We start from the raw sequence: 6090 nt of genomic DNA, 5'->3' as shown, positions 1-6090 counted from the left end.
CGCAGCCTATTTCGGCTGATCCGGAGAACATGCGATGGACGACTTCCTCGATCTTCCGGTCCGCACCCTGGCGGCGAAGGTGTCCCGGCGCGAACTGAGCGCCGAAGCGGTGGTCCGTGCGGCGCTGGCCCGCATTGCGGCGCAAGACGCAGGCATTCTGGCCTGGCAGCACGTGGGGGACGACACCGCCGTGGAGCATGCGCGGCGGCTGGATGCCGGCGGCGCGTCAGGCGCCTTGCCGGGCGTCCCGCTTGGCGTCAAGGACCTGATGGATACGGCCGACATGCCGACCACTTATGGTTCGCCGATATACGCCGGACATCGGCCGGGCGTGGATGCGGCGGCGGTGGCACTGGCCCGGTCGGCGGGCGCGGTCGTGGTCGGCAAGACCGTCACCACCGAATTCGCCACGTTTCAGCCGGGGCCGACCCGCAACCCGCGCGCGCCGGCGGACAGGCCCCGCACCCCCGGCGGCTCGTCGAGCGGATCGGCGGCCGCCGTCGCCGCAGGCATGGTGCCGCTGGCCTTCGGCACGCAGACCGCGGGATCGATAGTCCGGCCGGCCGCCTATTGCGGCGTGGTGGGCTACAAGCCCACGCATGGCACGCTGCCGCTGGCCGGTATCAAGCCGCTGGCACCGAGCCTGGATACGGTGGGCGTGCTGGCCCGCCGCGTGGAGGACGCGGCCTTCTTCATCGGCACCCTGGCGCGCGATGCCGCGGTAGCGGATGCGTCCACGCTACACCACGCGCCGCTGCGCATCGGCATTTGCCGCACGCCGCATTGGGAACTCGCCAGTGCCGATACCCAAGCCGCGCTGGACACCGCGATCCGTGCGCTCGAACGCATCGGTGGCACGGTGCGCGACTTCAACCTGCCGCAGGCTTGCCACGGGCTGACTGAAGCCCAACTGGACATCATGGCATTCGAGGCACTCGCCGCATTCGCGCCGGAAGCACGCGAGCACGCAGAAGGCTTTAGCGCGGCTTTCGCGCGCCAGCTCGAAGCGGGCCGCGCCGTCACCGGCCAGCGCTTCCATGTCGCGCTGGCATACGCGGAAGCGGCCCGCACGGCGTTCAACACGGCGATGGCAGGATTCGACGTCGTGCTGGCCCCGAGCGCCGAAGGCGAAGCGCCTGCTGGCCTTGGCGCCACCGGCGATCCGATTTTCTGCCGCATGTGGTCGCTGCTGGGCACCCCATGCGTCCATGTGCCGACGGGCACCGGTGCCACCGGCATGCCGGTTGGCGTGACCGTGACGGGGCCGCGCCATGCCGATGCCCGCGTGCTCGGCATGGCTCATCGCCTTGAGCAGGCGCTTGGCGCCAGCGTTGCCTGATATCTGGAGAACAAATTGACCGTATCGAACCCGCCCACCTTCGCCAACGCACAAACCATTGCAGAACGCGCACAGGATCATGTGGGCGCCGGGCGCCTGGCCGCATCGCTGGCAGCCCTGGCCCGGTTTGGCCTGCGCCACGACGGCGGCGTTTCCCGCGAAACGCTGACCGCGACCGACCTGGCCGCCCGGCGCCATCTGATCGACCAGGCACGCGCGCTGGGCTGCACAGTCGGCATCGACGATTGCGGCAACCTGTTTTTCCGCCGCCCCGGCCGCGAAGACCTGCCGCCGGTGCTGACCGGCAGCCACGCCGATACGCAACCGGTGGGCGGCAAGTACGACGGCGCGTACGGCGTGCTGGCCGGCCTGGAGGTGATTGCCGCGCTCAACGCGGCCGGCATTGAGACCTTGCGCCCCATCGAGGTCGTGTCCTGGACCAACGAGGAAGGCAGCCGCTTCGGTCCCGGCGCGATGGGGTCGAGCGCCTTCGTCGAACCCGCCCGGCTGGCAGGCTATCGCGACGTGGCTGACGCGGCCGGCATGCGCTTCGGCGAGGCGCTCGATGCCGCGCTGGCGGAAAGCCATGACGTGACCAGGGTGCCGATGGCGCGGCCGATGGCGGCATGCGTCGAACTGCACATCGAACAGGGGCCGGTGCTGGAAGGCGCAGATGTGCCGCTGGGCGTGGTCACCGGCATCCAGGCGGTGCGCTGGTTCCGCGTGGAATGCACGGGTACGATGGCCCATGCCGGCACCACGCCGATGGCGGTACGACACGATGCGATGGCCGCGGCCGTGGCCATCGCGCAAGACCTGTACGCGCTGGCGCCGCGCCATGCGGCCGCCCCCGGCACTCCCGAACTGCGCCTGACGCTTGGCCGCTGGAGCGTGGCGCCGAACTCGGTCAACACCATTCCCGGCCACGTCACGTTCACGGTCGATATGCGCTGCCTGGACGACGCCGCGCTTGACCGCGCCGAAGCGGCGCTGCGCGCGGCGTGTGTCAGGCACGCACATGCGCCCGAAGCGGTCACGGTCACGCGCTTCTTCCATCGCGAGCCGACGCATTTCCCCGAGGCCATGCTGGACACCATCGAGCGCGCCTGCTCGCGTGCCAGCGGCAACGCCGGCCGCGCGCTGCCGATGCGGCTGACCTCCGGCGCGTTCCACGACGCCATGTACCTGGCCGACCATTGCCCCACGGCGATGATCTTCGTGCCAAGCAAAGGGGGCATCAGCCACAATGCCGCCGAAGATACGGAAGGCGCCGATCTGTTCCTTGGAGCCCAGGCACTGGCTTACACTGTCGCCGAACTGGCCAGCCGCTGAACACATCGACGTACGGCGCCTGGCGGCCGATCCAAGTCCAACCCATTCCGAGCCTGCATGGCAAAGACCGAGCGCCACCCTCCTGAAGCGGCCGACAGCAAATCGGCCACCCTGACGCTTGGCGTCAAGCTGCGCCACGCCCGGCTGGTGGCCGGCTACACGCTGCTGCAGCTCGCCGGGAAGGCGGGCTGCTCGGAAAGCCTGATTTCAAAGATTGAGCGCGGGCTGGCCACCCCGTCGTTTACCACGCTGCACCGGCTGGCCGTAGCGCTGGACACGAATATCGGCGCGCTGACCAGCGACGAGGAGCCAAACCAGTCGCCGATCCTGCGGCATGGTGAACGCCCGGTGATCCGGGCCGGCGGCGTGGCGCTCGAACGCGTGGTGCTGCCCAAGCGTGGCGGCCTGCTGCAGGCCAACATCCACATCGTCTGGCCCGGCGAGGCCAGTGACGGGCAGATCGAGCACCAGGGCGAGGAAGTGGGCTACGTGCTCGAAGGACAGCTCGAACTGATGCTCGGCGACGACGTCTACCTGATCGGCCCGGGCGATGCCTTCACCTTCGCCAGCCAGGTGTCGCATGGCTACCGCAATGTGGGCGACGTCGTGGCCAGGGTGCTGTGGGTGAACTCGCCGGCGACCTTCTGAAACAGGCGGACCAAACGCGGGCTTCCACAAGAAAGCCCGCGCCTAACCTCAATACTGTTAACAAATTCGAATTTGTGTTAACTTTCAAGCCTCTGCAACAACAAGAAGAGCTTGAAGGATGGCAAGAACGGAGGCAACGCTGCCCGGCGGTGCGAGGCTCGCGGACCATCTGGCGGTGGGGTATTTGGCGCTGAACTGCTCCCTGGGGCAGGTCAAGGAGGCGCTCGTGAAGTGCGGTGTGCAGACGCGTCTGCGCCGGGATATGCCGCGGGAAGTGCTGGTGTATTTCGTGATGGCGATGTGCCTGTATCCGCGCGTGGCCTATGAGGAAGTGTTTCGGCTGGTGATCGAGGGGCTGCGGCGCATCTACGGCGATCAGGTGCGCGATGCGCAGGTCAGCAAGGCGGCGATCTCGCAGGGGCGGACACGGCTGGGCTGGCAGGTGATGCGCGAGCTGTTCGCCAGACAGGCAGCGCAACGCCCACGAACTGCAGGCGGCGACTATGCGGGCTATCGGGTCATGAGCGTGGATGGCTCGACGCTGGATGTGCCCGATGAACAGGTCAATGCGCAGGCGTTCGGGTATGCCCAGGGCGGGCGCGGTGAAGGTGCGTATCCGCAGATCCGCTTTGTGGCGCTGGCCGAATGTGCGACGCACGCGCTGTGTGAGGTGCAGATGGGCGGGGTACGCGAGGACAGCGAACAGGCGCTCACGCGGCAGCTGTTTCCGGCGTTCTCGAGCGAGATGCTGGTGCTGGCCGATCGCCTGTTCTACGGCTATGACATGTGGCGCGAGGCGGTAGCGACCGGAGCGAAGCTGCTGTGGCGCGTGAAGTCGAATGTGCGACTGCCGTGCGAAGTGCCGCTGGCAGACGGTTCGTACCTGAGCACCGTCTATGCCAGCGACACCGACCGACGACACCAGCGCAACGGCATACGGGTGCGGGTCATCGAGTATCGCCTGGAAGGCGTGCCTGACGCTGAGCCGCAGTATCGCCTGATCACCAATCTGCTGGACCCGGCGGTGGCACCTGCCATCGAGATGGCGGCGCTGTACCACCGGCGCTGGAAGATCGAGGAGATGTTCGACGAGATCAAGACACATCTGTGCGATGGAAAGAAGGTGCTGCGCAGCAAGACGCCTGATCTGGTACGTCAGGAGTTCTATGCGCTAATGCTCACGCACGCGGCGATTCGTCGACTGATGTACGAAGCTGCACAGGACAGCGGGCAGCGACCCGAAGACTTATCCTTTGTTCATGCCGTGCGTGTGCTCAACCGACGCCTGCCCGAGGCGGCGGCTATTTCCCCCTGAGCAGTGGCAAAGCTGGAAACAAAGTCTGCTGCGCGAACTCGCCAGCGGCCGCGCGGTGCAAAGCCGCGGCAAGCGCAATCCCCGCGGCGTGAAACGAAAGATGTCGAATTTCCGAATCCGGCGGCGATCCGAGCCGCTGAATCAGCGAATCGTCCCCAAAGTGGTTGTGAAGTGAACAGTATTGCGCCTAACCTAATAGCTTTAGCGCAGAAGAGTAGCCGCACGGTGGATTTGGACGGCGGTGAGCGCTGTTTTGGCTTTATGGGATTCGACTTTGGAGCAGCAGATGATGCCGCACTGTGTCAAAGTAGGCGCGCAGATCCAAGTCTATAACACGGTTTCTTCCACTGAACAATCGCCGTCGCCACCCGATGCACCGCTTCATGCGCGGTACGCTCGGACGATATGAGGTCGGACGTATACCACGGAATCATTACAAAGACTCGCCGCCGGTGCTACCGGCCGCTCGGCGGCCTTTGCTACGTGCGACGAGCGCAGACCGGGCATAACCAGAACTATGCTAATCGTAATTACTCTGCAGAGCATAATTCGGAATTCCGGCCGACCCTCATCTTTGGCATGGGCTGTCTGTCGGCAGGGATTCTGTGGGGCTTACGCCGAGCGGCAACCCCTCCTACAGGCTCACCTGCCTCCAGGTTCCCGCGTTCGCTTTCGAGCAAACCGCTTCGAGCACGATCTCCTCAACTGAGTCAGGAAGCGGCACAAGCCAGTTCCCCATCTCGGGCGAATAGCGATACCCAGGAAGGATTTTGCCAGTACCCATGGGGCCGCGATAGATGATCCGCTGAGCGTTGCGCACTCTTTCGCCTTGGCAGTCAGCTTCATAGAGCGTCTTGATCGAGCCGTACGGGAGTGGGTCCGCTGCTGCGGCATTTTCCTGCAGGGGTAATACCGACATTATGACCCAGACCCTGTTCGCCCGATTGCGCTGCGGCGAGTCCGGTTCGGCGATGAGGACTTGTTCAGTATCGGTTTCTGCTACAGGTCGCCACGAAAGACCTTTGGTAGCAGCATCCCGCCCAAACAAGGCAATCAATACCAGCAACGTACAGCAAAGGAACCTTTTCATTCGCGCGCTCGCAATGCAACTGACCAATCGATAGTAGCGACTGGATCCTCATGGAATTGCCCCTACTTTCGCGGGATAAGCAGGGCAGCTCTTCAATGCGGAACATGGTTACTGCACGCGCTTTTTGACCGCCTCGATCACGCGCTCATTCAATCCGACCCGATAGAGGGTCCCGCCCACCTGCGTTAGCACCGCCCTCTCCTTCCCTTGAGTTTCTGGGTTGACCAGCAGCACGGCCAGCCCGCGGATCGCATCGTCAACCGGCAACTCCACGTCATCGTCCAGGGCCATCACGAAGGCCCGAATCACGTCATCCGGCTCCATGCCCGCCCCTACAGGTTGGAGCATTCATTTTAGCCGCTCGCG

At 65.2% G+C, this 6090-nt stretch carries 6 protein-coding genes; 4 read left to right on the top strand and 2 right to left on the bottom strand.

From position 1 onward, the window contains the following. The first annotated feature begins 34 nt into the window (after positions 1–34). The 4 genes from AC3WQZ_RS27340 to AC3WQZ_RS27325 all read left to right on the top strand — a co-directional run bounded on the left by AC3WQZ_RS27340 (position 35) and on the right by AC3WQZ_RS27325 (position 4634). Entirely contained in the window at positions 35–1339 is a 1305-nt protein-coding gene (locus tag AC3WQZ_RS27340; RefSeq protein ID WP_492301609.1) for an amidase, read from the top strand. 15 nt (positions 1340–1354) lie between these two features. Continuing rightward, entirely contained in the window at positions 1355–2671 is a 1317-nt protein-coding gene (locus tag AC3WQZ_RS27335) for a M20 family metallo-hydrolase (RefSeq protein ID WP_492301608.1), read from the top strand. 57 nt (positions 2672–2728) lie between these two features. Then, complete coding sequence (locus tag AC3WQZ_RS27330) at positions 2729–3319, top strand: helix-turn-helix domain-containing protein (protein WP_492301606.1); 591 nt, start codon at positions 2729–2731, stop codon at positions 3317–3319. Positions 3320–3437: 118 nt separating this feature from the next. Continuing rightward, positions 3438–4634 carry an IS4 family transposase gene (locus AC3WQZ_RS27325; protein ID WP_454750166.1) on the top strand — a complete coding sequence of 399 codons (1197 nt, stop codon included), beginning with the start codon at positions 3438–3440 and terminating at the stop codon, positions 4632–4634. Positions 4635–5268: 634 nt separating this feature from the next. Here the strand turns inward: AC3WQZ_RS27325 and AC3WQZ_RS27320 are convergent. Both AC3WQZ_RS27320 and AC3WQZ_RS27315 read right to left on the bottom strand, forming a co-directional pair. Beyond that, positions 5269–5724, bottom strand: coding sequence for a surface-adhesin E family protein (locus AC3WQZ_RS27320; protein ID WP_454751290.1), 456 nt, complete (start codon positions 5722–5724; stop codon positions 5269–5271). Between the two features lie 108 nt (positions 5725–5832). Continuing rightward, positions 5833–6048, bottom strand: a complete 216-nt coding sequence (locus AC3WQZ_RS27315; RefSeq protein ID WP_454751291.1) for a hypothetical protein — start codon at positions 6046–6048, stop codon at positions 5833–5835. Between the last annotated feature and the right edge of the window lie 42 nt (positions 6049–6090).

It is taken from the genome of Cupriavidus sp. FW305-26 (assembly GCF_058787975.1).
Note: the sequence above shows the minus strand (reverse complement) of the source record. Positions and strands in the feature narration are given on the sequence as shown.